Origin of the sequence: Hydrogenophaga sp., from assembly GCF_025699295.1 — a bacterium.
Taxonomy (GTDB): domain Bacteria; phylum Pseudomonadota; class Gammaproteobacteria; order Burkholderiales; family Burkholderiaceae_C; genus Hydrogenophaga.
In genome coordinates, this window is record NZ_JAILWB010000004.1 from 93,056 (window position 1) to 117,694 (window position 24,639).

At 67.4% G+C, this 24,639-nt stretch carries 22 protein-coding genes; 12 read left to right on the top strand and 10 right to left on the bottom strand.

From position 1 onward, the window contains the following. Positions 1 to 145: 145 nt before the first annotated feature. On the top strand, positions 146 to 1,087 hold the full coding sequence (locus K5880_RS04955) for a hypothetical protein (protein ID WP_297649397.1): 942 nt from the start codon (positions 146 to 148) through the stop codon (positions 1,085 to 1,087). A 31-nt stretch (positions 1,088 to 1,118) separates the two neighbouring features. Here K5880_RS04955 and mltB read toward each other — a convergent pair whose 3' ends face one another. The 4 genes from mltB to K5880_RS04975 all read right to left on the bottom strand — a co-directional run bounded on the left by mltB (position 1,119) and on the right by K5880_RS04975 (position 6,287). Beyond that, the gene (mltB, locus tag K5880_RS04960) at positions 1,119 to 2,219 is read right to left on the bottom strand and encodes a lytic murein transglycosylase B (protein ID WP_297649399.1); all 1,101 of its coding nucleotides are present in this window, start codon (positions 2,217 to 2,219) and stop codon (positions 1,119 to 1,121) included. Positions 2,220 to 2,232: 13 nt separating this feature from the next. Continuing rightward, positions 2,233 to 4,266, bottom strand: a complete 2,034-nt coding sequence (locus tag K5880_RS04965) for a DUF3488 and transglutaminase-like domain-containing protein (RefSeq protein WP_297649401.1) — start codon at positions 4,264 to 4,266, stop codon at positions 2,233 to 2,235. Between the two features lie 126 nt (positions 4,267 to 4,392). Continuing rightward, complete coding sequence (locus tag K5880_RS04970) at positions 4,393 to 5,370, bottom strand: DUF58 domain-containing protein (protein WP_297649403.1); 978 nt, start codon at positions 5,368 to 5,370, stop codon at positions 4,393 to 4,395. After that, the gene (locus tag K5880_RS04975; RefSeq protein ID WP_297649405.1) at positions 5,367 to 6,287 is read right to left on the bottom strand and encodes a MoxR family ATPase; all 921 of its coding nucleotides are present in this window, start codon (positions 6,285 to 6,287) and stop codon (positions 5,367 to 5,369) included. The genes K5880_RS04970 and K5880_RS04975 overlap by 4 nt, the downstream gene beginning before the upstream one ends. Before the next feature lie 26 nt (positions 6,288 to 6,313). Here K5880_RS04975 and K5880_RS04980 point away from each other — a divergent pair, with 26 nt between their 5' ends. Genes K5880_RS04980 through K5880_RS04990 form a run of 3 tightly spaced genes read left to right on the top strand, consistent with a single transcriptional unit; the run spans position 6,314 to position 9,479 of the window. Beyond that, complete coding sequence (locus K5880_RS04980; protein WP_297649406.1) at positions 6,314 to 7,267, top strand: histone deacetylase family protein; 954 nt, start codon at positions 6,314 to 6,316, stop codon at positions 7,265 to 7,267. A gap of 37 nt (positions 7,268 to 7,304) precedes the next feature. Further along, positions 7,305 to 8,117 carry an enoyl-CoA hydratase gene (locus K5880_RS04985; protein WP_297649407.1) on the top strand — a complete coding sequence of 271 codons (813 nt, stop codon included), beginning with the start codon at positions 7,305 to 7,307 and terminating at the stop codon, positions 8,115 to 8,117. 30 nt (positions 8,118 to 8,147) lie between these two features. Next, positions 8,148 to 9,479 carry a mechanosensitive ion channel domain-containing protein gene (locus tag K5880_RS04990; RefSeq protein ID WP_297649408.1) on the top strand — a complete coding sequence of 444 codons (1,332 nt, stop codon included), beginning with the start codon at positions 8,148 to 8,150 and terminating at the stop codon, positions 9,477 to 9,479. On the opposite strand, the gene K5880_RS04995 is transcribed toward K5880_RS04990, so the two are convergent. From K5880_RS04995 to K5880_RS05005, 3 genes are all read right to left on the bottom strand, one after another. Beyond that, positions 9,456 to 10,751: a TRAP transporter large permease gene (locus tag K5880_RS04995; RefSeq protein ID WP_297649409.1), complete on the bottom strand. Its 1,296-nt coding sequence runs from the start codon at positions 10,749 to 10,751 to the stop codon at positions 9,456 to 9,458. The genes K5880_RS04990 and K5880_RS04995 overlap by 24 nt on opposite strands. After that, the gene (locus tag K5880_RS05000; RefSeq protein ID WP_297649411.1) at positions 10,748 to 11,266 is read right to left on the bottom strand and encodes a TRAP transporter small permease subunit; all 519 of its coding nucleotides are present in this window, start codon (positions 11,264 to 11,266) and stop codon (positions 10,748 to 10,750) included. The genes K5880_RS04995 and K5880_RS05000 overlap by 4 nt, the downstream gene beginning before the upstream one ends. 81 nt (positions 11,267 to 11,347) lie before the next feature. Next, the gene (locus K5880_RS05005; RefSeq protein WP_297649413.1) at positions 11,348 to 12,361 is read right to left on the bottom strand and encodes a TRAP transporter substrate-binding protein; all 1,014 of its coding nucleotides are present in this window, start codon (positions 12,359 to 12,361) and stop codon (positions 11,348 to 11,350) included. Positions 12,362 to 12,715: 354 nt separating this feature from the next. On the opposite strand from K5880_RS05005, the gene K5880_RS05010 reads away from it, so the two are divergent. From K5880_RS05010 to K5880_RS05025, 4 genes are all read left to right on the top strand, one after another. Beyond that, positions 12,716 to 13,465 carry an electron transfer flavoprotein subunit beta/FixA family protein gene (locus tag K5880_RS05010; protein WP_297649415.1) on the top strand — a complete coding sequence of 250 codons (750 nt, stop codon included), beginning with the start codon at positions 12,716 to 12,718 and terminating at the stop codon, positions 13,463 to 13,465. A gap of 11 nt (positions 13,466 to 13,476) precedes the next feature. After that, positions 13,477 to 14,409, top strand: a complete 933-nt coding sequence (locus K5880_RS05015; protein WP_297649417.1) for an FAD-binding protein — start codon at positions 13,477 to 13,479, stop codon at positions 14,407 to 14,409. 78 nt (positions 14,410 to 14,487) lie between these two features. After that, positions 14,488 to 16,278: an acyl-CoA dehydrogenase gene (locus tag K5880_RS05020; protein ID WP_297649419.1), complete on the top strand. Its 1,791-nt coding sequence runs from the start codon at positions 14,488 to 14,490 to the stop codon at positions 16,276 to 16,278. A 24-nt stretch (positions 16,279 to 16,302) separates the two neighbouring features. Further along, entirely contained in the window at positions 16,303 to 17,283 is a 981-nt protein-coding gene (locus K5880_RS05025; protein ID WP_297649421.1) for a nitronate monooxygenase family protein, read from the top strand. Here the strand turns inward: K5880_RS05025 and K5880_RS05030 are convergent, their stop codons facing one another. The 3 genes from K5880_RS05030 to K5880_RS05040 all read right to left on the bottom strand — a co-directional run bounded on the left by K5880_RS05030 (position 17,284) and on the right by K5880_RS05040 (position 21,064). Continuing rightward, entirely contained in the window at positions 17,284 to 19,626 is a 2,343-nt protein-coding gene (locus K5880_RS05030; protein ID WP_297649423.1) for a penicillin-binding protein 1A, read from the bottom strand. 85 nt (positions 19,627 to 19,711) lie between these two features. Continuing rightward, positions 19,712 to 19,999 (bottom strand): DUF1330 domain-containing protein, encoded by a 288-nt coding sequence (locus K5880_RS05035; RefSeq protein WP_297649425.1) that lies wholly within the window; start codon positions 19,997 to 19,999, stop codon positions 19,712 to 19,714. 39 nt (positions 20,000 to 20,038) lie between these two features. After that, positions 20,039 to 21,064 (bottom strand): LacI family DNA-binding transcriptional regulator, encoded by a 1,026-nt coding sequence (locus K5880_RS05040; protein WP_297649427.1) that lies wholly within the window; start codon positions 21,062 to 21,064, stop codon positions 20,039 to 20,041. A gap of 181 nt (positions 21,065 to 21,245) precedes the next feature. Between K5880_RS05040 and K5880_RS05045 the strand changes: the two genes are divergently transcribed. From K5880_RS05045 to K5880_RS05060, 4 genes are all read left to right on the top strand, one after another. Next, positions 21,246 to 21,785: a gluconokinase gene (locus K5880_RS05045; RefSeq protein ID WP_297649429.1), complete on the top strand. Its 540-nt coding sequence runs from the start codon at positions 21,246 to 21,248 to the stop codon at positions 21,783 to 21,785. After that, entirely contained in the window at positions 21,782 to 22,276 is a 495-nt protein-coding gene (locus K5880_RS05050; protein WP_297649431.1) for a TRAP transporter small permease, read from the top strand. Before K5880_RS05045 ends, K5880_RS05050 begins: the two co-directional genes overlap by 4 nt. Next, positions 22,273 to 23,550, top strand: coding sequence for a TRAP transporter large permease subunit (locus tag K5880_RS05055; RefSeq protein WP_297649434.1), 1,278 nt, complete (start codon positions 22,273 to 22,275; stop codon positions 23,548 to 23,550). The genes K5880_RS05050 and K5880_RS05055 overlap by 4 nt, the downstream gene beginning before the upstream one ends. A gap of 62 nt (positions 23,551 to 23,612) precedes the next feature. Then, positions 23,613 to 24,629 (top strand): TRAP transporter substrate-binding protein, encoded by a 1,017-nt coding sequence (locus K5880_RS05060; RefSeq protein WP_297649436.1) that lies wholly within the window; start codon positions 23,613 to 23,615, stop codon positions 24,627 to 24,629. Positions 24,630 to 24,639: the final 10 nt, after the last annotated feature.

Here is a 24,639-nt window from a genome sequence, read left to right on the forward strand (position 1 = left end):
CCCGCCCCGCTGGTCGCAAAAGTCACGGACGGCCGCCGCCTGCGGCCGGGGAGGTGGCCAAATCGAACTATGCTGCCCTTCGGGCGGGCGCCGGAGCCTCCAGGACTGGCCCGCCCACGAAGAAGATGCCATCACCGGAGGCGACATGGCCAGCGATCTCGACACGGTAAGGGTGCTGCGCGCCCTGTTCAACGACATGCCCCGGGCACCCCAGGGCCTCTCGCCCGAGGAAACCATGGCCTGGGTCCAGCGCTCGATGGGCGATTACGCGGGCGGCGACATGGCCTACATGCTCGAACACATCACGCGCAGTTCCATGCTCGACATCGTGCTGCGCCTGCGCGAGGACGGCTACCTCAAGAACGACGCTGCCTTCACCGAAACCGTGGACCTGCTCTCCACCCCTGAAGGCCGCAAGACCTTCATGGACCGCTGCATCCAGGCGCAGAAGAGCGCCGACGCCACCTCGCGCCTGATCCACCGTGCCAAACGCTCGTGGACCGACCCGCTGCCCCTGTTCAGTTCCGACCCCGGCACCCTCGAGCGCTTCGTGCGCGGCGAGCTCTCGGGCCCCGGCCCGCTGTACGCCGAGTACCAGGCGCGCGAGGACGTGCGTGAAGTCGGCGTACTCGCGCAGGCGCCCGACGGCATCCACGAGTTTTCCTGGGGCTTCGTCGTCGAGGACCAGGGCGCCTGGGTGTTCTATCTCGCCGACGTCTGGCGCCGCGGCACTGTGGGCTGCTTCGACCGCTTCCTGAGCGCCTGGCAGCAGATGACGCAGGTGGACATCGTGGCCACCACGCCCGCCGCACCCGCACGGGAAGGCCAGGACAGCGGCAACGACAGCCACGACGGCAGCAGCGCCCAGGCGCTGGCCGGCCTGCCCCCTGTGCCCACGGGTCTGCTCATGGAAGACGGCATCGCCACCTTCAGCAGCCTCTCGCTGCAGGCTGCCGGCCCCATGAACCGCCCCGAACTGCGCCGCTGGATCGGCGAGGTTTTCATCGACCGCATGCTGCCGACCATGGCCGCGCGGGTAGTGGATGCCGACTACGACTTTCCGCTGGTGGGAGTGTCGGCGCATTGAGGTCGTTGAAGGCCTGCGGGAGGTATGCGCGTCAACGCTCCCCCATCATTTGCCGCACCGTTTCCCCCAGTTCGATCACCGCCAGCGCGTAGTAGCTGCTCCAGTTGTAGCGTGTGACCACATAGAAGTTCTGTGTGCCTGCGATGTAGGTCGACGGTGCACTGGCGTTTTGCAGTTCCACCAGGGCGAGCGGGCCGCTGTGCTGCGGTGCCAGGGGGCTTTCGATCAGCACGCCCTTTTTGTTGAAGGTTTCCACGCTGAAGCTGGGCAGGATGTCCGGCGCGAGCAGGGTGGCCAGGTCCTGCGGGCTCTGGTTGGGGTCGAAGCGCACGGGGTAGTGCGTGGGCAGGCCGGGTTGCCAGCCGAAGGCCTTGAAGTAGTTGGCGACCGAGCCGATCACGTCGGCCTGGCTGTTGAACAGGTCGACCTTGTCGTCAGCGTCGAAGTCGATGGCGTATTTCGTCCAGCTGCTGGGCATGAACTGGGGCCAGCCCATGGCGCCGGCGTAGCTGCCCAGGTAGCTCGCGGGGTCGGTGCCGGTGCGTTCGGCCAGGCTCAGGAACTGTTCGAGTTCGCTCCGGAAGAATTCGGTGCGGGTCGCTGCGCGCGGGTGGCTGCCGGGAAAGTCGAACGAAAGCGTGGCGAGCGCGTCGATGACGCGAAAGTTGCCGGTGTACCGGCCGTACAGCGACTCCACGCCTATCACCCCCACGATGAGGCTGGCGGGGACACCGTACTCGGCCTCGGCACGCGCGAGTGCCTCGCGGTTGTCTTCCCAGAAGCGCTGGCCGGCGCGCAGGCGCACGGGTTCGATGAAGCGCGCGCGGTAGGCGGCCCAGTTCTTGGGAGTGCCGCTTGGCGCGGGCTGCATGAGGCGGATGACGGCGGGGATGCGCTGTGCGGCACCGAGCTGCCGGCGCACCCAGGTGGGGTCAAGGTTGCGGCGCTCGGCCATGTCGCTGGCGAAGGCCATCGCGGCCTCGCTCTGTGCGTAGTTGAAGGCCGCTGCGGCGGGCGAGGCGCCTGGCCGCGTTTTGGCGGGCGACTGCGCGAGGGCGGTGGTGGCGCCGGCAAGGCTCAGCAGGCTGGTGGCGAAGAGGGCGAGGGCGCTGCGCGGGAGGCAAATGGACATTCGGGGGATGGGTTCAACGGGACGGTGTGGAATTTCGGGGCCAGGCCAGTTGCCGGAATTCGCTTTGCAGTGTGGCCAGGGTGTTCGTGCCCGGCGTGGCGGGGCGACCGTAGCGCTGGGCTTCGAGCCGGATGAGCCATTGTGCAATGCGTTGCGCTGCGGCGTTGCTGCCGCCCCAGTGTTGCCGCACGCGCTGCGCGAGTTCGCGCGGCGGGGTGTGCTCGGCGCTGTCCACGCCCAGGGCCCTGAGTTTCTGGCGCGCGCGGCGCAGCAGGCGCAGCCAGGGGTCGTGCTGCTGACGTTCCCACAGGGTCCAGGCCGCTCCGAGCAGACTCACGATCACCACCACGCCGATGAGGACGTAGGCCAGATCGGTCCAGCTCGGGGATTTGAAGCCGAGGTTGCGCAGCAGGTCGAGCTGGCTGCCCTGGGTGTAGTTCAGCACCCACTGGTTCCAGCTGTTGTTGAGGGCTTCCCAGGCGGCGCGCAGCTGGGCCGACAGGTTGGGCGTGAGGTTGCGGATCGCGCCGGCGATGGCACCTTCAGGTGCGCTCAGGCGCTCGAACGCGCCGATGCGCCCGGGCGCCACGGCCGAGGTGGGGTCCACCCGCACCCAGCCCTGGCCGGCCAGCCAGACCTCGGTCCAGGCGTGGGCGTCGCGCTGGCGCACCGTCCAGTAGCCGTCCAGCCCGTTGAGCTCGCCACCCTGGTAGCCGGTGACGATGCGCGCGGGGATGTCGAGCGCGCGCATGAGGATGACGAAGCTGCTGGCGATGTGTTCGCAGAAACCCGCGCGAACGTCGAACCAGAATTCGTCGGCGGTGTCGCGCCCGTACACGCCGGGCGAGAGCGTGTAGCTGTAGCCGCCGGTGCGCAGGCGCTCCATCACCGCCTGGACGAGGCGGGCGTTGGCGTCGGCGCCCGTGCCATGCTCGCGCCGCAGCTGCTGCGCGAGCGCCAGCGTGCGCGGGTTGTAGCCCGGCGGCAGGGCCACGTGGTCCTGCAGGGCCACGCTGGGTTCGAGCGGGCCGTGGCGGAAGGTGGTGTGGCTTTCGGCGCGGTAGCGCACCAGGCTGTTCATGGGCCGGTTGGTGACCCACTGCAGGTCGTCGTTCATGCGCACGCGCGTGCCCGGCACTTCGGGCGCCTGTGTGGCCGCCTCGAGCAGGAACAGCCAGGGCCGGCGGTGCGGCTCCATGGTCACCTCGTAGCGCACGGGATCGCCCGCCACGCTCAGGTTGGCCGCCAGGCTCAGGCGCGCCGGGAATTCGGAGCGCACCGGGCGCCATTCGACACCGTCGAAATCGCTCAGCACCGGCCCGCGAAAGTACAGCTGGCTCTGGGGGGGCGGCGCGTCGTCGAAGCGCAGGCGCAGCGCGATGCTGTCGTCGAGCACCAGCTCGGCGATCTGGCCCACGCGCATCTCGCCCGAGAGGCCGCTGCGCCCGGTGTCGGACTGGGAAGGAACGCCCCACAGCGGCGCCAGGCGCGGAAAAAGCAGGAACAGCACCAGCATGATCGGCGCGCCCATGGCGGCCATGCCGGCGGCGATGCGCGCGGCTTGCGCGAGCGAAGGCCGGCCCACCGGCATGTGGGCGTTGACCAGCGCGGTGAGCAGGCCCAGCAGCGCCACCAGGATGCCGGCCGCGGTGGGCAGGGACTGCGAGTAGAAGAAGTGCGTGAGCAGGGTGAAGAAGGCGAGGAAGAAGATTACGAAGGCGTCGCGTCGCGCTCGCATCTCCAGCGTCTTGAGTGTCAGAAGCACGACGATGAGCGTGACGCCGGCATCCTGGCCCAGCACGGTGCCGTGGGTGGCCCAGGTGGCCAGCAGCGTGAGCAGCAGCAGGCCCAGGCGCCATGGCCAGCCCGGCAGCGGCAGGCCGCGCAGCGCCAGCACGGCACGCCAGACCAGCACGCCCGCGGTGAGCGCGCTGCACCACCACGGAACGTGGCCCACCTGCATGCCGACCACCCAGGCGACGACCACGAGCAGGAAGAGCGCGTCGCGCGTCTCGCGGGGCAGGGAAGACAGTGACAGGGCAGCCATGTCAGAGCACGCGACGGAGCGAGGTGGCACATGCCAGGGCAGCCGTGGAACTGGCTTCGCCAGGCCACAGGCTGCGTCTCCCTCCCGCAGGAGAGGGGGAAGACGCGAAGCGGCGCAGGGGGTGTTTCATGCCAGCGCCAGCGCCTCCAGGCAGCGCGCGCGGTGCGCCGGACCCTGGTCGGGCACGAGTTCGCGCGCGGGCAGGCGCAGGCCGTAGTCCAGCCCGAGGCGATCGGCCATCAGCACCCAGGCGGTCAGACGCGAGAGGCGCGCTTCCAGCCCGCTGTGCCCGCATTGCGCGTGGTCCAGCCAGAGCTGCTGGCGCTGGGTGGAGAGCGCGTCGCGGCTCACCAGTTCGTCGCGCCCGGCGGCAAAGGCCTGCGCAGCCTTCTTCCACACCACGGCTTTCATGGGGTCGCCACGGCGGTAGCCGCGCACGCCATCGAATTCGCCGGTGCTCTGTACGCGCGCGCTGCCCGAACTGCCGGCCTGCGGCTCCCCTGGCGGCAGCGGCGGGGGATGGTTTTCCGGCTCCGGGTACACCAGCACGGTGGACGCCGGACGCCACACTGTCCAGACACGGAAGGTGCCGAGAGGAAAGAGCGTGAGCGCGGTCAGCGCGGGCAGCGTGTGCAGGCCGCGCCCGGGCACCGGCCAGCTCACCTGCAACGTCGCGCTGCCCTGCGCGGGCACGTCGATCCAGGCCAGTGGCGCGTGGGCCAGGTCGGCACCGATCACCCCCATGCCGATGCCGTAGCGGGTGCGTGTTCGTTCGCTGGAGAGGCGGATGTCCATCGCCACAGCCTGGCCCGCGTGCACCGGCGCGGGCGCGTCCAGGTGCAGGGTGGTGCCGCGCAGGTTGCCGTGGCACACGTGCATGCCCACCACCGCGCTGCCCGCCAGCAGGAAAGTCAGCAGGTAGCCCAGGTTGAGCTGGTAGTTGATGCTGGCCACGAGCAGCAGCATCAGCGTGAGCGCCAGCATCCAGCCCGCGCGCGTGGGCAGGATGTAGACATTGCGCTGGGTCAGCGTGAGGGTGTCGCGGCGCGGCAGCCGGTTGTGCCACCAGGTGCGGATGCGGGCGCGAACCGGGATGGCGCTCACGGCAAGGGTACGGCTTCCAGCATCGCGCGCACCTGCTCGACCGGGCCGCGCCCGGCGTCGCGTACCGGAGTCAGGCGGTGCGCCACCGTCTGCGGCAGGACGGCGGCGATGTCGTCGGGAGCCACGTAGTCGCGCCCGCTCAGGTAGGCCTGGGCCTTGGCCGATCGCACCACGGCCAGCGCGGCGCGCGGCGACAGGCCTTGCGCGAACCAGCGGCCACTGCGTGTGGCGGCCACAAGGTCCTGCAGGTATTCCAGCACCGGGTCGGCCGTGTGCACCTGGCCCACGGTGTGCTGCAGGTCGGCCAGGTCGGCCGGAGTGAGGGCCGGTGGCATGTGGTCGAGCATGTCGCGCCGGTCCTGGCCGCGCAGCAGTTCGCGTTCGGCCGCGCGGTCGGGGTAGCCGATGGACAGGCGCATGTGGAAGCGATCCAGCTGCGACTCGGGCAGCGCGTAGGTGCCGAGCTGGTCGTGCGGGTTCTGCGTGGCGATCACGAAGAAGGGCTCGGGCAGGGCGCGCGTCTCGCCCTCGACCGTGACCTGTTTCTCTTCCATGGCTTCGAGCAGCGCGCTCTGTGTCTTGGGGCTGGCGCGGTTGATCTCGTCGGCCAGCAGCACCTGGGCAAACACCGGACCGGGGTGGAACACGAAATCCTCCCGCCCGCGCTCGTAGATCGACACGCCCACCAGGTCGCTGGGCATGAGGTCGGCGGTGAACTGCACGCGCGAGAACTGCAGGCCGAAGGAGCGCGCCAGCGCGTGCGCCAGCGTGGTCTTGCCGACGCCGGGCACGTCCTCTATCAGCAGATGGCCACCCGCCAGCAGGCAGGCCACGCAGTCCGACACCTGCTGCGATTTGCCCACGATCACCGTGTTAAGCTGGCTCAGCAGCAGTTGGATTCTTGTGTCGGCTTGCATGCCGCGAACCATACCGTAAAACCGCCATGGGACAGGCCACCGGATATTTCACCCACAAGGAATGTTGGAGGCACGAGATGGGCGCCGGCCACCCGGAATGCCCCCAGCGGCTCGATGCCATCGAGGACCGGTTGCTCATCAGCGGCCTGGACATCGCACTGGAACGCCGCGAGGCCACCGCCGCGGCCATTGCCGATCTCGAACTCGCCCACACCCGCATGCACCTGGCCTCGCTGCGCGGCCTGAGCGAACAGCTGCGCGAGGACATGGCCGCAGGCGGCCCGGGGCGCGCGCAGGTGGACCCGGACACCTCCATCAACACCCACAGCTGGGACGCGATCCTGATGGCCGCGGGCGCGGCCATCGACGCCACCGACGCGGTCATGGCCGGCGAGCTGGCCAATGCCTTCTGCGCGGTGCGCCCACCCGGTCACCACGCCACGCGCAACCAGGCCATGGGCTTCTGCTTTGTCAACAACGTGGCCGTGGCCGCCAGGTACGCGCTGGAACGCCACGGCTTGAAGCGCGTGGCCATCGTCGACTTCGACGTGCACCACGGCAATGGCACCGAGGACATCGTGGCCGGCGACGAGCGCATCCTCATGTGCAGCTTCTACCAGCACCCGTTCTATCCGTTGTGCGAACACTCCACCGCGAGCAACCTCGTCAACCTGCCGGTGCCGGCCTACACCAAGGGCATGGACGTCCGGGAGCTGGTCGACATGATGTGGCTGCCCCGGCTGGAGGCGCACAAGCCGCAGATGATCTTCATCAGTGCGGGTTTCGACGCCCACCGCGAGGACGACATGGCGCAGCTGGGCCTGGTGGAGAACGACTACGCCTGGCTCACCGAGCGCATCAAGGAAGTGGCGCAGCGCCACGCGAAAGGCCGCATCGTGAGCTGCCTGGAAGGCGGATACGCGCTCAGCGCGCTGGGGCGCAGTGTGGAGGCACACCTGCGCGTGCTGGCCGGCGTCTGAGCCGCAGGCCGCCGGAGTGCGGCCGATAATGCGCTCCATGACGGATTCCACCCCCACGCCCACCGACCCGATCGACGGCTCGCTGCTGCTGCAGGCGCGCGATGCGCGCGGTGTGTACACGCTCACGCTGAACACGCCGCGCAGTTTCAACGTGCTGTCCGAGGCCATGCTGACAGCCCTGCAGGCCGCGCTGGACACCGTCGCGGCCGACCCGCAGGCGCGTCTGGTGGTGATCGCCGCCAGCGGCCGCGCATTCTGCGCCGGGCACGATCTCAAGCAGATGCGCGCTACGCCCGAACTGGGCTACTACCAGCGGCTGTTCGCGCAGTGCTCGCGCCTGATGCTCGCCATTCGCAAGCTGGAGGTGCCCGTGATCGCTCGCGTGCAGGGGCTGGCCACGGCCGCGGGTTGCCAGCTGGTGGCGCAGTGCGACCTGGCGGTGGCGAGCGACAACGCCAGCTTCGGCGTCAACGGCATCGACGTGGGCCTGTTCTGCGCCACACCCGGCGTGGCGCTCTCGCGCAACATCCTGCCCAAGCAGGCCATGGAGATGCTGCTCACCGGTGACTTCATCTCGGCCGCGGAAGCGCGCGCGCGCGGACTGGTCAACCGCGTTGTGGCACCCGATGCACTCGACGCCGAGGTGGCCGCGCTGGCCGATCGCATCCTGGCCAAGCCACGCGAGGCCCTGGCCATGGGCAAGGCGCTGTTCTACCGGCAGCTCGAAACCGGCATCGAGTCGGCCTACCAGCTCGCGGGTCAGACCATGGCCTGCAACATGGTCCACGAGGTGGCGCAGGAGGGCGTGCAGGCCTTCGTCGACAAACGGCCGCCCGCCTGGCGCGCCTGACTTTCTTCAACCACCGGTTTGCACCACCCCATGAGTTCCACCGCCAATCCCAAACCGATCGACGACCTCGGCCTGTGGCTGTCCGGTTTCGCGCAGCCCACCGTGCTGGTCGAACTGGCCGCGCTGGTGGTCTGCGTCGTGCTGGCCTGGTTCTTCAGCTGGGCCCTGCGCCGCGCGCTGGGCATGCAGGATGAAAAGACTTCGGTGCTGTTCGGCCGGCGCCTGATCGACGGGGCGCTCTTTCCGCTGGTGCTGCTCACGCTGGGCTACATTGCGCGCGCACTGGTGACCAAGTTCCTGCCGCTGGCGGCCTTCAAGGTCGCCATTCCGGTGCTGGTCTCGCTGGTGGTGATCCGCGTGGGCGTGAAGGTGCTGCAGGTGGCGTTCGCTACCGCACCCTGGGTGCGCGTGCTCGAGCGCACCATCTCCTGGGTGGCCTGGCTGGCCATGGTGCTCTGGGTCAGCGGGCTGCTGCCGGTGGTACTGGCCGAGCTCGACGGCATCAACTGGAAAATCGGGGCCACCACGCTGAGCTTGCGCACGCTGCTCGAAGGCATCATCACCGCGGGTGTGGTGCTCATCCTCTCGCTGTGGGTATCCTCGGCGATCGAGACGCGACTGCTGCGCAAGGCGGTGGGCGGCGACCTCTCGCTGCGCAAGGCGGTAAGCAATGCGACGCGCGCGCTGCTGATGTTTCTGGGCCTCATCGTCGCGCTGTCCATGGTCGGTATCGACCTCACCGCGCTGTCGGTGCTCGGCGGCGCCATCGGCGTGGGCATCGGCTTCGGCTTGCAGAAGCTGGCTTCGAACTACGTCAGCGGCTTCGTGATCCTGGCCGAGCGCAGCATGCGCATCGGCGACAACGTGCGCGTGGACAACTTCGAGGGGCGCATCACCGACATCAACGCGCGCTACACGGTGATCCGTTCGACCACGGGCCGCGAGTCCATCGTGCCCAACGAACTGCTGATCATCAACCGGGTGGAGAACCTCTCGCTCGCCGACAACCGCCTGTGGCAGTCGACCGTGGTCTCGGTGGCCTACGACAGCGACGTGGAGCTGGTGATGCGGCTGCTGACCGAGGCCGTGGCCGAGCACGAGCGCGTGCTCAAGGACCCGGGACCGTCGGCGGCGCTGTCCAGTTTCGGCGCGGACGGGCTGGAGTTCACGCTCGGCTACTGGATCGCCGACCCGGAGAACGGCACGCTCAACATCCGCTCACTGGTCAACCGCAGCATCCTGGCTGCGCTGCGGGCGAACGGTATCGAGATTCCGTACCCGCAGCGCGTGCTGCACATGGTGTCCGCGCCCGCGCTCACACCCGAGCCTCCAGCGGACTCAGCGGTTCATGAACCCCGGTAGCCACAACGCGATGGCCGGGAAAGCGATCAGGATGCCCAGGCGCACGATGTCGGCCAGCACGAAGGGCCAGACGCCGCGGTAGATCGAGCCGAGCTTGACCTGGGGCAGCAGCGAGTTGATGACGAACAGGTTCAGCCCCACCGGGGGCGAGATCATGCCGATCTCCACGATGGTGACGATCAGGATGCCGAACCACACGGGGTCGAAGCCCAGCCCGGTGATGACGGGGAAAAAGACCGGGATCGTCAGCAGCACGATGGCCAGTTCTTCCATCACCATGCCCAGCGCCAGGTAGACGCCCATCATCACGACGACGACCATCACCGGGTGCGGGCTGAACTGCAGCACGAAATCGCGCAGGTCGGCCGGCATGGTGGTGAAGTTGATGAAGTTGGTGAAGATCATCGCGGCGATCAGGATGGTGAACAGCATGGCTGTCGTGCGCGAGCTCTCGACCAGGATGTCCACCAGCACGCGCGGCGTGAGCGCTCCGCGAAGCAGCGCGAAGACGAAGGCGCCAGCCGCGCCCACGCCCGCGCCTTCGGTGGCGGTGAACACGCCGCCGTAGATGCCGCCGATGACCAGGGCGAACAGCACGGCCACGCCCCAGATGCCACGGATGGCGGCCAGGCGCTGGCGCCAGCTGAAGCGCTCGGCCGGCGGGCCCGCGGCGGGGTCGCGCCAGGTGACGAAGACCACACCCAGGCACAGGCAGGTGATGGCCACCAGACCCGGCAGGATGCCTGCGATGAACAGCTTGCCGATATCGGTCTCGGTGATGATGCCGTAGATGACCAGGATGGTGGAGGGCGGGATCAGGATGCCCAGGGTGCCGCCCGAGGCAATGGCACCCGTGGCCAGCGTGTCCTTGTAGCCGTGCGCCTTCATCTCAGGGTAGGCCACGCGCGCCATGGTTGCCGCCGTGGCGATGGACGAACCGCAGATGGAACCGAAGCCACCCGACGCAATGATGCTGGCCATGGCCAGGCCGCCCTTGCGGTGACCGACGAAGGCGTTGGCCGCGGTGTACAGCTCCTTGGCCATGCCGGCGCGCGCCACCAGATTGCCCATGAGAACGAACAACGGGATGACCGAAAGCACGTAGTGAAAGCCGGTCTCGAAGATGACCTGGCTGGTGCTGGCGTAGGCCGGCTGCCAGCCGCGCAGCAGACCCATGCCGACGATGCCGGCGATGGTCATCGCCACGGCCAGCGGGATGCGCATGAAAGCCATCGCGAAGACGGCCAGGAAACCCAGCACGGCTTCGATCATGAGGGCGCCCTCTCGGCGTTGACGGGCGCGGGATGGTGGGGCGACGGTACCGGCACCGTGATGAAGACGAACAGCAGGTGCACCAGGGCCGTGAGCAGGAGGAACAGCGCCATCATCCAGGCCACCGGCGCGATCGAGAGCTGCAGGTGCACGGTGATGTCACCGTACTCCATGAAACGTTCGGCGCGCGTGGTCATGAGGTAGGCCAGGAAGCCGAACACCGCCGCGCACACCAGGTTCACCAGGCGCGCCTGGATAGAGCGCAGCCAGCCGGGTATGAAGGCGTCCAGCGAATCGAATACCACGTGTTCGCCGCGCCAGGACACCAGCGGCATGGCGCCGAAGATCACCACCACCATGAGGATTTCGGTGATCTCCAGCCCGCCTGGCACCGAATGGCTGAAGAAGCGGCGGCCTGTGACATCCACCAGGGTGAGCCACATGATGGAGAAAAGGGCCATGGCCGCCATGAGGCCGGCGGACCAGCGCAGCATGCGCTCGAGCAACTTGAGCATGGTGGGAAGTCTTGATGTGAAAAGGCCGGCGGGCATGTTGCTCCGCCGGCCGCTGACGGCTGGTGGGATGGGCAGGGTGCCTTATTTCACCTTGGCGATTTCAGCACGGAATTCGGCCAGCACGGCCTTGGGGTTCTTCAGGCCCTTGACCTGGGCGGCCGCAGCCCACTTGGTCTCCAGGTAGTCCTGCTTGTCGGCGACAGCCTTCACGAACGCCTTGTCGGCCATGACGCGCGCGACGCCCTGGGACTTCTGCAGCTCGCGGCTGGCCGCGTCCACCTTGTCCCAGCCTTCGCCGAACATGCGTGCGGCCGTTTCGCCAGAGATCTTGTCCACCACCGCCTTGTCCTGCGCCGACAGGGCGTTGTACTTGCCCTGGTTCATCATGAAGACGAAGCTGGTGTTGTAGAGGCCACCGGGGAAGGTGGTGGCATGCCTGATCATGCTGAGCTTGAACGAGGCCACCGATTCATCGGGGAAGAAGGTGCCGTCCATCACACCGGTGGAGAGCAGCTCGAACGACTCGGGCGCCGGCTTGAGCGTGGTGTTCCAGCCCATCGCCTTGGACAGCTCGTTGATGTTGCCCCCACCGATGCGAAACTTCAGCGACGCCGCATCCGCCGCCGATGTCACGGGCTGCTTGCTGTTGAAGATGATGCCCGGGCCGTGCGTGAACACCGCGAGCGCCTTCACGCCACGGTGCTCTCCCAGTGGCGCGAAGTACTTGCTGTAGATGCGCTGGTAGGCCACGGAGGTGGCGGTGGCGTTGTCGCCCAGGAACGGGAACTCGGCCACCTGGGTATTGATGAAGCGTCCCGGCGTATAGCCATCCACCGTGTACGAAATGTCGGCCAGGCCGTCGCGCACGGCGTCGAACGTGCCGGGTGCGGCTGTCACGCCCTTGGGCAGGATGTTGCACTTCATGCGGCCCGCGCTGTCCTTCTCCAGCAGGTCGCACCAGTTCTTCTGGACGGTGCTCAGCGTGTGCGTGGGTGGCAGCCAGCTGGAGACGGTGAACACGGTCTGGGCCGAGACCGCGCCGGCTGCGAGCACGGTGGTGGACAGGGCAGCGGCGAACAGGTGGCGAGATTTCATGCGACAACTCCGGGTAAGGGGGGAATAATTAATATATTAAGTAAAGACACGGTGACTCAATATAAGCAATTACCCGGGAACACCGTCCCCAGACTTACCCGAATTGCCCGACCGATTGGTTGGTTAATGGTCGCTCGGGCGACATTACCGACGGGGCCGTCGATGTGACTTGGGCTTGCAAGGGCGATCCTCTATAATTCGAAATAGCACGACCGTTCTTTTTTTTTGTGGCCGCATCCAGCATGACCCGTTCTCCCGCGATGGCGCAGAGTGGGTGCAGGCATACAATCCCCGAGTTGACGTGCACGTCAATTCGTGGCGCCCATTTTTCCAATCATCCAGGAGCAAACCAGCATGAAGGTCATCGTCCCCGTCAAACGCGTGGTGGATTACAACGTCAAGGTGCGCGTCAAGAGCGACGGCAGTGGCGTGGACATCGCCAACGTGAAGATGAGCATGAACCCGTTTGACGAGATCGCGGTGGAAGAAGCCGTGCGCCTGAAGGAGAAGGGCGTGGTCACCGAGGTGATTGCGGTCTCCTGCGGCGTCACGCAGTGCCAGGAGACGCTGCGCACGGCCATGGCCATCGGCGCGGACCGCGCCATCCTGGTCGAGACCAGCGAGGAACTGCAGCCTCTGGCCGTGGCCAAGCTGCTCAAGGCCCTGGTGGACAAGGAACAGCCCGGCCTGGTGATCCTGGGCAAGCAGGCGATCGACGACGACTGCAACCAGACCGGCCAGATGCTGGCCGCGCTGGCCGGCCTGCCGCAGGCCACGTTTGCATCCAAGGTGGAAGTGGCCGACGGCAAAGCCAGCGTCACGCGCGAAGTCGATGGCGGTCTGGAGACCCTGTCGGTCACGCTGCCGGCGGTCATCACCACCGACTTGCGTTTGAACGAGCCGCGCTACGTGACGTTGCCCAACATCATGAAGGCCAAGAAGAAGCAGCTCGACACCGTCAAGCCCGAGGACCTGGGCGTGGACGTGAGCCCGCGCATCAAGACCCTGAAGGTCGGCGAGCCGCCCAAGCGGGGTGCCGGCATCAAGGTGCCCGACGTGGCCACCCTTGTCGACAAGCTGAAAAATGAAGCCAAAGTGATCTGAGGACCTGACACATGACCGCACTCGTTATTGCCGAACACGACAACGCCTCCGTCAAGGGCGCGACCCTCAACACCGTGACCGCCGCCGCCCAGTGCGGGGGCGAGGTGCACATCCTCATCGCCGGGCACAACGCCGGTGAAGCCGCCAAGGCCGCCGCGCAGATCGCGGGCGTGGCCAAGGTGATCCACGCCGACGCGCCGGGCTTCGAACACGGCCTGGCCGAGAACGTGGCCGCGCAGGTGCTGGCCATCGCCGCCAACTACAGCCACATCCTGTTCCCCGCCACCGCCAGCGGCAAGAACATCGCCCCCCGCGTGGCCGCCACGCTGGACGTGGGCCAGGTCAGCGACATCACCAAGGTGATCAGCGCCGACACCTTCGAGCGCCCGATCTACGCCGGCAACGCCATCGCCACGGTGCAGGCGCTGGACGAGAAGAAGGTCATCACCGTGCGTACCACCGGCTTCGACCCGGCGGCGGCCACCGGTGGCAGCGCCGCGGTGGAAACCGCCACGGCCGCGGCCGACGAGGGCAAGAGCACGTTCGTGGGCAGCGAGATCGCCAAGAGCGACCGCCCCGAGCTGACGGCGGCCAAGATCATCGTCTCGGGCGGCCGGGCGCTGGGCAGCGCCGAGAAGTTCAACGACGTCATGACGCCGCTGGCCGACAAGCTCGGCGCCGCGCTGGGTGCCAGCCGTGCCGCGGTGGACGCGGGCTACGCGCCCAACGACTGGCAGGTGGGCCAGACCGGCAAGATCGTCGCGCCCCAGCTCTACATTGCCGCGGGCATCTCGGGCGCGATCCAGCACCTGGCCGGCATGAAGGACTCCAAGGTGATCGTGGCGATCAACAAGGACCCCGAGGCCCCGATCTTCTCGGTGGCCGACTACGGCCTGGAGGCCGATCTGTTCGAGGCCGTGCCCGAGCTGATCAAGGCGCTCTGAGCCCTCTGAACCACACAAGGGCATCGTTAGCGATGCCCTTGTTGTATCTGCATTCCTGAATTCCGTGGAGACAAGACCATGAGCTACACCGCACCCCTCAAGGACATGCTGTTCGACATCGAACACCTGGCGCGCATCGACCAGGTGGCGCAGATGCCGGGCTTCGAAGACGCCGGCCTGGAAACCGCGCAGGCCGTTCTCGAGGAGTGCGCCAAGCTCAACGAGGGCGTGATCGCGCCGCTGAACTTTGAAGGCGACAAGAACCCGTCGTCGTTCAAGGACGGCGTCGTCACCACCACGCCCGGCTTCAAGGACGCTTTCAGGCAGTACGCCGAAGGCGGCTGGCAGGGCCTGCAGCATCCGGTCGATTTCGGTGGCCAGGGCCTGCCCAAGACCATCGGCGCGGCCTGCGGCGAAATCCTCAACAGCGCCAACATGAGCTTTGCGCTGTGCCCGCTGCTGACCGACGGTGCCATTGAAGCCCTGATCACGGCCGGCAGCGACGAGCTCAAGGCCATCTACCTGGAAAAGCTGGTGAGCGGCCAGTGGACCGGCACCATGAACCTCACCGAGCCGCAGGCTGGCTCCGATCTGGCCGCCGTGCGCAGCCGCGCCGAACCGCAGCCCGACGGCAGCTACAAGGTCTTCGGCACCAAGATCTTCATCACCTACGGTGAGCACGACATGGCCGAGAACATCGTGCACCTGGTGCTCGCGCGCGTGACCGGCGCGCCCGAGGGCGTCAAGGGCATCAGCCTGTTCGTGGTGCCGAAGTTCCTGGTGAACCAGGACGGCTCACTGGGCGCACGCAACGACGTGCACTGCGTGAGCATCGAGCACAAGATGGGCATCAAGGCCAGCCCCACCGCCGTGCTGCAGTACGGCGACGCAGGCGGCGCCGTGGGCTACCTCGTGGGTCAGGAAAACCGCGGCCTCGAATACATGTTCATCATGATGAACGCCGCGCGCTACGCCGTCGGCGTGCAGGGCATCGCGATCGCGGAACGTGCATATCAAAAGGCCGTGGGCTACGCGAAGGATCGCGTGCAGAGCCGCCCGGTCGACGGCTCGCTCTCTGCGGCCGCACCCATCATCCACCACCCCGACGTGAAGCGCATGCTCATGACCATGCGCGCCTCGACCGAAGGCTGCAGGGCCATGGCCAGCGTGGCCGCTGCCGCCTACGATGCGGCGCACCACCACCCGGACGCCGAGGTGCGCAAGCAGAACGCAGCGTTCTACGAATTCCTGGTGCCACTGGTCAAGGGCTACAGCACCGAGATGAGCCTGGAGGTCACCTCGCTGGGCGTGCAGGTGCACGGCGGCATGGGCTTCATTGAAGAAACCGGCGCGGCGCAGTACTACCGCGACGCCAAGATCCTGACCATCTATGAGGGCACGACGGCGATCCAGGCCAACGATCTGGTGGGCCGCAAGACCGCGCGCGACGGCGGCACCGGCGCCAAGGCGATCGCGGCGCAGATTCAGAAGACGGAGGCCGAGTTGGCAAAGCGCAGCAGCGCCAACGCCAAGGCCGTGCACCAGCGCCTGAAGGCTGCGCGCGAGGCCTTTGTGGACGTGGTCGAGTTCATCGCGGCGAACACCCGGTCCAACCCCAACGCGGCCTTTGCGGGCAGCGTGCCTTACCTCATGCTCGCGGGCAACCTGGTGGCGGGCTGGCAGATGGCGCGCGCGCTGATGGTGGCCGAAGACCTGTCTGCCAAGGGACAGGACAGGGCCTTCATGGACGCGAAGATCACCACCGCGCGTTTCTATGCCGACCACATTCTCAGCCGCGCGCCTGGTGTGCGCGATGCCATCGTCGATGGCGCCGAGGCCGTGACCGCGCTGGCCATCGAATCGTTCTGATCTGATCCATCACCCGGAGACACCATGACCGCACCCGCACGCAGCCTGCCGCCCGTACTCAAGAGCCTGAAGTTCCCGGTGATCGGCTCGCCGCTGTTCATCATCAGCAATCCCAAGCTCGTCATTGCCCAATGCAAGGCCGGCGTGGTGGGGGCCATGCCTGCGCTCAATGCGCGCCCGGCCTCGCAGCTCGACGAGTGGCTGGCCGAGATCACCGAGGCGCTGGCAGCGCACGACCAGGCGAACCCCGACAACAAGGCCGCGCCCTTCGCCATCAACCAGATCGTGCACAAGAGCAACGACCGGCTGGAGCAGGACATGGCGCTGTGCGCCAAGTACAAGGTGCCGATCATCATCACCAGCCTGGGCGCGCGCGAGGACGTGAACCAGGGCGTGCACGGCTGGGGCGGCATCGTGCTGCACGACGTGATCAACAACGTGTTCGCGCACAAGGCGATCGAGAAGGGCGCAGATGGCCTGATTCCCGTGGCGGCCGGCGCTGGTGGTCACGCCAGCGTGAAGAGCCCGTTTGCCATGGTGCAGGAAATCCGCCAGTGGTTCGGTGGCCCGATCGCGCTCTCGGGCGCCATTGCCTCCGGCGGCGCGATCCTGGCCGCGCAAGCCATGGGCGCCGACCTGGCCTACATCGGCTCGGCCTTCATCGCCACCGAGGAAGCGCGCGCGGTGGACGGCTACAAGGAAATGATCACCGCGTCGGACTCCGACGACATCGTCTACAGCAATTTCTACACCGGCATCCACGGCAACTACCTCAAAGGCAGCATCCAGAACGCCGGCATGGACCCGAACAACCTGCCGCAAAGCGACCCCAGCAAGATGAACTTCGCCACCGGCGAAGGCGCCAACGCGGCCAAGGCCTGGCGCGACATCTGGGGCTGTGGCCAGGGCATCGGCGCGATCCACGAAGTGGTGCCGGCAGCCGATCTCGTGGCGCGCTTCAAGCGCGAATACGCCGAGGCCAGGGCGCGGCTCTGCGCCGCCTGATCAGGGCGACGTCGTCGGGCGCGCCGGCTCGCCGCCGCCCAGCCAAGCCTTGAAGGCGTCCAGAGCCGAGCCGATGGCGGCCCCGAAGCTGCTCTTGTACTGCACGCCGTACGCGTCCGAGATCTGCGACACCCAGCCACCGTCACGCCACTCCGCGTACAGCCAGTCGCCGCCGTCGCGCACCAGACCTTCGGGAGCGGAGCCTGGCTGCGCCACCGGAACGCCCTTGAGCGCGGCGCCCATGTAGTCGATCCAGATCGGCAGCGCGATGCGGCCACCCGACTCGCTGCCGCCCAGGCCGCGTGGCTTGTCGTAGCCCACCCACACGGTGGTGGCCAGCGTCGGCTGGTAGCCCGCGAACCAGGCGTCCACCGCGTCGTTGGTGGTGCCGGTCTTGCCATACAGGTCAGGGCGCTTGAGCTGGGCCTGCGCGCGCGCGGCCGTGCCCGTGCGCGTCACGTCGTTGAGCAGGCTCGACACCACGAAGGCGTTGCGCGCCGGGATGGTGCGGCTGTCCTCGGTGAAGGGCGCCGGTGGTGGCGCCTCGAACAGCACCTTGCCCTGGGCGTCAGTGATCTTCTCGATCACCACCGGAGCCACCTGCCAACCGCCGTTGGCCAGCGTGGCGTAGGCCTGGGTCATCTGCAGCGGCGTGACGCTGCCTGTGCCCAGTGCCAGCGTGAGGTCGCTCGGCTGGCGCGCCACATCCAGGCCAAAGCGGCCCGTCCATTCGCGTGCGGACTGGGTGCCCGTGTGCTGCAGCACGCGCACGCTGGCCAGGTTGCTGGATCGCGTCAGCGCTTCGCGCACCGTGATCGCGCCCAGGTGCTCGTGGCTGGCGTTGTCGGGGCTCCAGCCATTGGCGGCGGTGAAGGGCAGGTCGTCCACCAGGGTGGCAGGCATCACGCGCGCCTCCAGCGCGGCCGAGTACAGCAAGGGCTTGAGTGCGGAGCCTGGCTGGCGCCAGCCTTGCGTGACGTGGTTGAACGGCTGTTTGCCGAAGTCGAAGCCACCGACCAGCGCGCGCACGCGACCGGTGTGCGGGTCCATGGCGACCAGTGCGGCCTCGGCCTCGGGCCACTGCGAGATGGCCCAGGTGGTGACGGCCTTGCCCTTGACCTTGCTGCTGCTCCCGACCACGCGCACGATGGCGCCGCGCGCGAGCCTGAGCGGGGCCTTGGCCTTGGGATCGAGAGCGCGCTGTGCCCAGCGCAGGCCCTCACCCTGTACCGAAATGCGCTCGCCACTGGCCAGTTGCACCCGCAAGGCCTTGGGGCTGGCCGCGAGCACGATGCCCACGCGCAGGGTCTCGTCGTCCCGGTGGTCCTTGAGCGCCTCGGCCGCGGCGCGCTCCAGATCGGCACCATCGCCCGCGGGCAGGGACTCCATGTCTTCCGGGCCGCGCCACGCACCGCGCCGGTCGAAGGCCAGCACGCCACGCTGCACCGCTGCGTGTGCCGCACGCTGGTCGGCCGCGCGCAGTGAGGTCGTCACACGCAGGCCTTTGGAATACACCTCCGTGCCGAAGCGTTCGACCACCGCCAGGCGCGCCATCTCCGCCACGTGGGCGGCGTGCACGCTGCGCAGGCCCGGCGTGCGGATATTGAGCTTCTCGGCACGCGCCGTGGCCAGTTGTTTCTCGGTGATCACGCCGGTCACGCGCATGCGTTCGAGCACCACGCGCTGGCGCTGGGTCGCACGCTCGAAGTTGGCGACCGGGTTGGCGTAGTACGGGTTCTGCGGCAAGCCGGCGAGCATGGCAGTCTCGGCCAGCGAGAGCTGGTCCAGCGGCTTGCCGAAGTAGATCTGCGAGGCGGCAGCGAAGCCGTAGGCGCGCTGGCCGAGGAAGATTTCGTTGAGGTAGATCTCCAGGATGCGGTCCTTGGAGATTTCATCTTCCAGCTTCAGCGCGAGCCAGATTTCCTTGGCCTTGCGTTCGGCGGAGAACTCGCGCGTGAGCAGCATGGTGCGCACGAGCTGCTGGGTGATGGTCGACGCACCCTGCTTGCGCCCGCCAGTGACAGCTGCTACCAGCGCGCGCACCATGCCTTTCGGGTCCACGCCCGAGTGTTCGCGAAAGCGCGCGTCTTCCACCGCCAGCACGGCCTGCTGCAGCTGCAGCGGGATGCGGGAGAGCGGCACGTACTCGCGCCGCTCCGTGCCGAACTGCGCGATCTCCACGCCGTCGGCGGTGAGCACCTGCAGCGGCAGCTTGGGCTGGTAGTGGACGATGCGGTCGAGCGACGGCAGATCGAAGGTCGAGGCCGGGACCGGAAGTGCGACAACGGTGGCGGCGGCAATCGCCAGGGCCACTGCGGCCCGGCGCAGGGTGAACTGAGGCATGGGGCTGAATTATCCCGCGCCGATGTGAAGCACGGGTGTGGTCAAAGGTCGTCGACGTAACCAGCTGTGACCGCACCCAGGCCGTTCAGACGCCCTCGATCGCGAACAATGTACCGTTGGACGCGCTCTGGCGAATCTTGACCAGGCGCTGGTACTCGGGTGATCGATAGAAAGCCTGCAGGTGTGCCATGTCCGGGAATTCCAGGATCACCTGGCGGTGCGGCACGCCGCCGCCTTCGAGCACCGTGACCGCGCCGCCGCGCACCAGGTAGCGCCCGCCATGCGCGGCGATCAGTGCCGGCACCTCCTGGCGATAGGTTTCGTAGGTAGCCGTGTCGGTGACTTCGACATTGGCGTAAATGTAGGCGGGCATGGTTTCTCCAATGGAGGTGAATCGGTACGGCTTCGGGCTTCAACTGCTCCCGCGCAGCATCATCTCAAACCCCAGATCCATCGAGTTGCGTGGCGGCATCTCGCCGCGCATCAGACCGAGCAGCATCTGCGCACTCGCCTCTCCCATCGCTCGGCGTGGTGTGCGCACCGTGGTGAGCGGCGGCACCATCTGGTCGCTGCCCGAGAGGTCGTTGAATCCCACCACGGCGATGCGGCCCGGCACGTTCACGCCGAGCTTCAGCGCCATGAGCAGGCCACCCTGGGCCAGGTCGTCATTGCAGAAGAACACGGCGTCCACCTCGGGCCGGGTGCGCAGCAGGTCTTCCAGCAGTTCGCCACCCAGCCGCATGGACGAGGGTTGCGGGCTCAGCAGTTCCAGCCGCGCGTCGTACAGCCCGTGCTCGCGCAGGCAGCGGCGGTAGCCCTCGGCGCGCTGCAGGGTGCGCGGGTCGAGCTGGGCGGCCACGAAGGCGATGCGCTGGCGGTCGCGCTGCACCAGGTGTTCGGTGATGGCGTGACCGGCGTCGGCTTGTGAAAAGCCCACGCAGTACACGTTGGGCGCCTGGGTCAGCTCCATCAGGTACACGCAGGGCACGGTGCTGGTCGCGATCATCTGGCGCGCGGCTTCGGTGCGGTCGAAACCCGTGAGCAGCAGACCGGCCGGGCGGTGTGCGAGATAGCTGCGCAGCAGTTGCTCTTCTTCCTGAGGATCGTAGTGGGTCACGCCGATCATGGGTTGGTAGCCATGCGGCAACAGCGTGCGGTGCACGGCTTCGAGCACGTCCACGAACAAGGCGTTGGACAACAGGGGCACCAGCACCGGTACCTGGGTGCTGCGCTGCGAGGCCAGGGCGCGTGCGGCCGGGTCAGGCACGTAGCCGAGCTGCTCGGCCGCCCGCTTGACGCGCTCTACCAGATCGGCTGCCACGCCCCGTTCGCCGCGCAGGGCGCGTGAAGCGGTGATGGGGCTGACCTCGGCGGCCAGCGCCACGTCGCTCAGGGTGGTGCGGCCGCTGTGGCGGCGCCTGCGTTCGGTCGGATCCAAGGGTTTTCCCTGTATTTGATGCGGTTTGCGTGGCGTTAGGATAGCGCTGTCCAATGCTTTCTGCCACCCGAATTTACCCTGAACCGCAGGGCATGCGTCAAGGCAGGGCCCAGACGATACAGCGGCGACGCGACCAGGTCGATCCGCCTCTTTTTTTAGCTCGTTGGGATAGCGCTACCAAATGAAGAATCCGCCCGAAAACACCTCTCTCGTCGTCATGGGCGTGGCGGGTTGTGGCAAATCGAGCCTGGGCCAGCGCTGTGCCGGGGCACTGGGTCTGCCTCTGCTCGAAGGCGACGACTTTCACTCCGCGAGCAACGTGGCCAAGATGCGCAGCGGCACGCCGCTGAGCGACGACGACCGCGCTGCCTGGCTCGATGCCCTTGCCACGCAGTTGCAGGCGCATCCGCGCGGCGTGGTGCTGACCTGCTCGGCGCTCAAGCTGCGCTACCGCGAGCACCTGCGCGCGGCCGCGCCCGGCCTGCGTTTCGTGTTTCTCGACCTCACGCAGGAACAGGCCCGCGAGCGCGTGGCCTCGCGCCCGGCGCACCTGTTTCCGGTGAGCCTGGTGGCCAGCCAGTTCGCCGCACTGGAAGACCCGCGCGAAGAGCCTGGCGTGCTGCATCTCGAGGCCACCGCGCCGCTCGACGAACTGGCCGCGTCCGTTGTGCGCTGGGTGCATGCCGCACCGGCCACGGCCGGTCTGGAGACTCGAACATGAAGCCCGCTCAGGCCCTGAAGCACGGCATTGAAGCCCTTCTGGCGCTGTGCCTGCTGGGCATGGTCGTCTGTGTGTTTGGCAACGTGTTGCTGCGCTACTTCTGGGGCACGGGCTGGGTGGTGTCCGAAGAACTCTCGCGCCTGCTGTTCGTGTGGCTGGTCTGCCTCTCGGCCATCCTGGCTTTTGGCGAAAACAAGCACCTGGGCTTTGACCTGGTGACGGCGCGCCTCAAGGGAACTTCAGCCGCGGTGTTTCGCTGGCTCACGCGTGGCCTGATTGCGCTGGCGCTGTATTACCTCATCGACGGCTCGTGGTCGCAGGTGCTGGTGGGGCTGGACAGCCGCAGCCCGGTGATGAACACGCCGCTGGCCGTGGGTGCCGCGGGCACGCTGGTGATGGGTGTGTGCATGGCCATGTTGCTGGTGCTGCAGGCCTGGGACGATCTGCGGGGGAACGCGCCCGGATCGATGACCGAAGGAGAGCGGTCATGACCATCGCGATTTTCCTGCTGGTCCTGTTCGCCACCATGACGGTGGGCGTGCCGATCGCGTTTGCGCTCATGCTCACCGCGCTGGCGCTCATGGTGCACCTCGACTTCTTCGACGCGCAGCTGCTCGCGCAGAACGTGCAGGCCGGCTTCGACAGCTTCCCGCTGCTGGCCGTGCCCTTCTTCATCCTGGCGGGCGAGCTGATGAACGCGGGCGGCCTGAGCCGGCGCATCATCGATCTGGCGCGATCCCTGGTGGGCCATGTGCCGGGTGGCCTGGGCTACGTGGCGATCGCGGCCTCGGTGCTGCTCGCCTCCATGAGTGGCTCGGCGATTGCCGACACGGCCGCGCTGGCCACGCTGCTGCTGCCCATGATGCGGCGGCAGAACTACCCCGACGGATCGAGTGCGGGCCTGATCGCGTCGGGCGGCATCATCGCACCGATCATTCCGCCGTCCATGCCCATGGTGATCTATGGCGTGACCACCAACACCTCGATCAGCAAGCTGTTCCTCGCGGGCATCGTGCCTGGCCTGCTGATGGCCAGTGCGCTGGTGCTGGTGTGGCGCCGCGTGGCGCGCGACAAGCAGCTGTCCGTGGCCGAGAAAACGAGCTGGCCCGAACGCCGGCACGCCCTGGCCAGCAGCGCCTGGGCGCTGATGATGCCGGTGATCATCATCGGCGGGCTGCGCATGGGCTTCTTCACACCCACCGAAGCCGCCGTGGTGGCCGCGGTGTACGCCCTGCTGGTGGCCACGCTGGTTTACCGCGAACTGAATTTTGCGGGCATCTACCGCGTGCTGGTGAATGCCTCGCGCACCACCGGCGTGGTGATGTTCCTGTGTGGCGCCGCCACCGCCGCGTCCTACATGATCACGCTGGCCGACCTGCCCAACGAGCTGGCGAAAAGCATCGGGCCGCTGCTCTCGGAGCCCATGCTGTTCATGGCCGTGGTCTGCCTGTTCCTGCTGGCCGTGGGCATGGTGATGGACCTCACGCCCACCATCCTGATCCTGGCGCCGGTGCTCGCGCCGCTGGCCGCCAAGGCGGGCATCGATCCGGTGTACTTCGGTTTCGTCTTCATCTTTGTCGGCTGCCTCGGTCTGCTCACCCCGCCGGTGGGCACCGTGCTCAACGTGGTCGCCGGTGTCGGTGGCCTGCGCATGGAACCGGTCATCCGCGGCGTCATGCCCTTCCTGCTGGTCTACATGGCCATGCTGGCCCTGCTCATCGTGTTCCCGGCCATCGTGCTGTGGCCCCTGAAGCTGATGTTCTGACGCGCCCACCTTCTTTTGCACCCCCGCGGCGCTTCGCCGCATCCAACCCGAGGAGACTTCCCATGAAACTCAAGCAACTCACCATCGCCGCGGCTGTTGCGCTGGCCACCCTGGGCGCCGGCATCGCCCAGGCGCAGGACATCAAGCCGCGCCTGATCCGCTTCGGCTACGGCCTGAACGAAATCTCCAACCAGGGCCGGGCGACCAAGGTGTTCGCCGACGAGGTGGAAAAAGCCTCCGGCGGCAAGATGAAGATCCGCGCCATCGGCGCGGCCGCGCTGGGCTCGGACGTGCAGATGCAGCAGGCGCTCATCGGCGGCGCGCAGGAAATGATGGTCGGCTCCACCGCCACGCTGGTGGGCATCACCAAGGAGATGGCGATCTGGGACACGCCCTTCCTGTTCAACAATGCGCAGGAAGCCGATGCCGTGCTCGACGGCCCGGTGGGCCAGAAGGTGATGGACAAGCTGCAGGAGAAGGGCCTCGTGGGCCTGGTGTACTGGGAGAACGGTTTCCGCAACCTCACCAACAACAAGCGCGCGGTGACCAAGCTGGAAGACATGGACGGTATCAAGCTGCGCGTGATGCAGAACAACGTCTTCATCGACAGCTTCAAGACCCTGGGCGCCAACGCGGTGCCGCTGCCGTTCTCCGAACTCTTCACCGCGCTGGAGACCAGGACGGTCGACGGCCAGGAGAACCCGTACAACACCATCCTCTCGAGCAAGTTCTACGAGGTGCAGAAGTACCTGACCGTCACCAACCACGTCTACAGCCCCTGGATCGTGCTGGTGAGCAAGAAGTACTGGGATGGCCTGAGCAAGGACGAGCAGAAGGTGCTGATGGACGCGGCGAAGAAGAGCCGCGACTTCGAGCGCCAGGACACGCGCGCCGAGGCCGACAAGGCTCTGGCCGACCTCAAGGGCAAGGGAATGCAGATCAACCAGCTCAGCCCGTCCGAGGCCAACCGCATGCGCGAGAAGCTCGGCGCGGTCAACGCCAGCATCGCAGCCAATGTCGGCGAGGATCTGTGGAAGGACACCCAGGCCGCGGTGGCGAAGGCGCGCGCCTCGAAGTAAGCGACGACCT

Excerpts from the sequence above, each read along its gene's own strand:
- K5880_RS04955 (WP_297649397.1), top strand. The coding sequence starts at position 146 with ATGGCCAGCGATCTCGACACGGTAAGGGTGCTGCGCGCCCTGTTCAAC.
- mltB (WP_297649399.1), bottom strand. The coding sequence starts at position 2,219 with ATGTCCATTTGCCTCCCGCGCAGCGCCCTCGCCCTCTTCGCCACCAGC.
- K5880_RS04965 (WP_297649401.1), bottom strand. The coding sequence starts at position 4,266 with ATGGCTGCCCTGTCACTGTCTTCCCTGCCCCGCGAGACGCGCGACGCG.
- K5880_RS04975 (WP_297649405.1), bottom strand. The coding sequence starts at position 6,287 with ATGCAAGCCGACACAAGAATCCAACTGCTGCTGAGCCAGCTTAACACG.
- K5880_RS04980 (WP_297649406.1), top strand. The coding sequence starts at position 6,314 with ATGGGACAGGCCACCGGATATTTCACCCACAAGGAATGTTGGAGGCAC.
- K5880_RS04985 (WP_297649407.1), top strand. The coding sequence starts at position 7,305 with ATGACGGATTCCACCCCCACGCCCACCGACCCGATCGACGGCTCGCTG.
- K5880_RS04990 (WP_297649408.1), top strand. The coding sequence starts at position 8,148 with ATGAGTTCCACCGCCAATCCCAAACCGATCGACGACCTCGGCCTGTGG.
- K5880_RS04995 (WP_297649409.1), bottom strand. The coding sequence starts at position 10,751 with ATGATCGAAGCCGTGCTGGGTTTCCTGGCCGTCTTCGCGATGGCTTTC.
- K5880_RS05000 (WP_297649411.1), bottom strand. The coding sequence starts at position 11,266 with ATGCTCAAGTTGCTCGAGCGCATGCTGCGCTGGTCCGCCGGCCTCATG.
- K5880_RS05005 (WP_297649413.1), bottom strand. The coding sequence starts at position 12,361 with ATGAAATCTCGCCACCTGTTCGCCGCTGCCCTGTCCACCACCGTGCTC.
- K5880_RS05010 (WP_297649415.1), top strand. The coding sequence starts at position 12,716 with ATGAAGGTCATCGTCCCCGTCAAACGCGTGGTGGATTACAACGTCAAG.
- K5880_RS05015 (WP_297649417.1), top strand. The coding sequence starts at position 13,477 with ATGACCGCACTCGTTATTGCCGAACACGACAACGCCTCCGTCAAGGGC.
- K5880_RS05020 (WP_297649419.1), top strand. The coding sequence starts at position 14,488 with ATGAGCTACACCGCACCCCTCAAGGACATGCTGTTCGACATCGAACAC.
- K5880_RS05025 (WP_297649421.1), top strand. The coding sequence starts at position 16,303 with ATGACCGCACCCGCACGCAGCCTGCCGCCCGTACTCAAGAGCCTGAAG.
- K5880_RS05030 (WP_297649423.1), bottom strand. The coding sequence starts at position 19,626 with ATGCCTCAGTTCACCCTGCGCCGGGCCGCAGTGGCCCTGGCGATTGCC.
- K5880_RS05035 (WP_297649425.1), bottom strand. The coding sequence starts at position 19,999 with ATGCCCGCCTACATTTACGCCAATGTCGAAGTCACCGACACGGCTACC.
- K5880_RS05045 (WP_297649429.1), top strand. The coding sequence starts at position 21,246 with ATGAAGAATCCGCCCGAAAACACCTCTCTCGTCGTCATGGGCGTGGCG.
- K5880_RS05050 (WP_297649431.1), top strand. The coding sequence starts at position 21,782 with ATGAAGCCCGCTCAGGCCCTGAAGCACGGCATTGAAGCCCTTCTGGCG.
- K5880_RS05055 (WP_297649434.1), top strand. The coding sequence starts at position 22,273 with ATGACCATCGCGATTTTCCTGCTGGTCCTGTTCGCCACCATGACGGTG.
- K5880_RS05060 (WP_297649436.1), top strand. The coding sequence starts at position 23,613 with ATGAAACTCAAGCAACTCACCATCGCCGCGGCTGTTGCGCTGGCCACC.